At 28.9% G+C, this 2,175-nt stretch carries 2 protein-coding genes; both read left to right on the top strand.

What is annotated here, in order from left to right; genetic code table 11:
• Positions 1-663: U32 family peptidase (locus tag ACLUJM_RS09855; RefSeq protein ID WP_412412742.1), on the top strand; the 663-nt coding region annotated here is incomplete at its 5' end.
• Positions 664-2,175 (top strand): endonuclease MutS2 (locus tag ACLUJM_RS09850; protein WP_412412741.1); only part of this gene is annotated, 1,512 nt, incomplete at its 3' end.

Raw genomic sequence — 2,175 nt, 5'->3', positions numbered from 1 at the left:
CAAAAAAATGAAAATTCGGACTCAAATTATAAGACGATTTACGTCGATGAAATAAATGGTTATAGTGACAAAATTTCGTCAGAATACATTGTAAAGGTGCCAAGATTTTTGAATCAAGAAAAAACAGATAAATTTATTAAAAGCTGTAAGGAAAATAAAGTTTCAAAGATTCTAATTAACAATCTGGGAGATATAATAATATCAGAAAACTTAAATGCTGATTACACAGTAAGTGACTACCAAATGAATGTATTCAACGTTTTTACGGCTAAAGTTTTAAATGATTTGGGTGTAGACGTGATAACTTTGTCTGTCGAATTAAATAAAACAGAAATTAAAGATATAATCGAAAATTCAAATTATAATTATGAGTTAGTTGTGGAAGACAATTTGGTTGATATGGTAACTGTTTATTGTCCTTTTTCAAGTATTGTAAAATGTAATGGAAATAATTGCGAGTTTTGTAAGTTTAATGATTGCTATATTGAAGGAGATTTTTCAAAATATAGGGTCGTTAGAATGAATGATTACTCTTTGATTTATTCTTGTGATAGAATTAAGATAGATGAAAATGATATAGACTTTAAATTATATTCAATTAGAAAAAACAAGTATGCGTTTGGAAAATCTAATGAATTTCATTTTAAAAAAGGAATTTTATAAATGGATAAAAAAACATTAAAGACACTTGAATACAATGAAATAAAAAACAAAATAGAAAAACTTTGTAAATCTAAATTAGGAAAAAGCATTGCTAACAAATTAGAGCCGATGATTGAAGAGGAAGAAATTAGACAAAGCTTGGATGAAACTTATGAAGCTATGAGCATGATTTACAAATTTTCAAATCCTCCGATATATGAAATTATAAATGTGAAAGCAAGTATAATGCATGTATCTAAGGGGGGATATATAGTTCCAGAAGTTCTTTTGAAAATTGGTCAAATTTTAAGTAGTGTACACGATATTAAAAGGTATGCAGGAGAATCAGATGAAAATCATGAAAATTATCCAATGATAATGGCGATGATGGATTCTCTAGTAGAAGAACCTGAGTTAGTCGCAACTATTAACAATGCGATAATTTCTGAAGATGAAATCAGCGATAATGCAAGCAGGAATTTGGCTAGAATAAGACAAACAAAAAGACAAAAGACAGAAAGCATAAAAGATAAAATAAATAGTATTTTGTCTTCTAATGATCAAGCATTACAAGAAAATATTGTAACTATGAGGGATGATAGATACGTAATTCCTGTAAAAGTTTCACATAAATCTTCATTCAAAGGAATTGTACACGACCACTCTTCTTCTGGTCAAACAGTTTATATTGAACCGATGGAAGTAGTAGAGTTAAACAACGAATTGAGAATGCTTGAAGCGGAAGAAAGAGAAGAAATCATAAGAATTTTGAAAGAAATTTCTGACAGAGTTTACGATGTCAAAGATTCTATATTTGTTGATCAAGACGTCTTATCAAAACTGGATTTTATATTTGCGAAGGCAAAGTATGCAATTGAAATAGATGCAACAAATCCAAAATTAAATACAGAAGGTTACTTAAATTTTAAAAATGCAAGGCATCCTTTATTAGACAAAAAAAAGGTCGTTCCAATAAGTATTTATTTGGGTGATGATTACAATACATTAGTAATCACTGGTCCTAATACAGGTGGTAAAACCGTAACACTAAAAACAGTAGGACTAATAACTTTAATGGCTCAATCGGGAATTTTAATTCCTGTGGATGAAAATTCAGAAGTTGCAATTTTCGACAATATTTTTACCGATATTGGTGATGAGCAAAGCATTGAACAATCTTTGTCAACTTTTTCTGCTCACATGAAAAACATAGTACACATCGTAGATAATATTACTTTCAATTCACTTGTTTTATTTGATGAACTTGGAGCTGGAACAGATCCTACAGAAGGTGCAGCATTGGCTATTTCAATTTTAAGAATATTTTTAGATAAATCAATACGAACAATAGCAACAACACACTATTCTCAACTTAAAATATTTGCATTAACTGAGAAATATGTAAAAAATGGATCTGTAGAGTTTGATGTAAATACATTATCTCCAACTTACAAACTAAGAATAGGAATTCCAGGCAAATCAAATGCTTTTGAAATTTCTAGAAGACTTGGACTTGATAATGATATAATTAAT

The sequence above is a fragment of the Finegoldia sp. genome, assembly GCF_046991905.1.
Taxonomy (GTDB): Bacteria; Bacillota; Clostridia; order Tissierellales; family Peptoniphilaceae; genus Finegoldia.
Note: the sequence above shows the minus strand (reverse complement) of the source record. Positions and strands in the feature narration are given on the sequence as shown.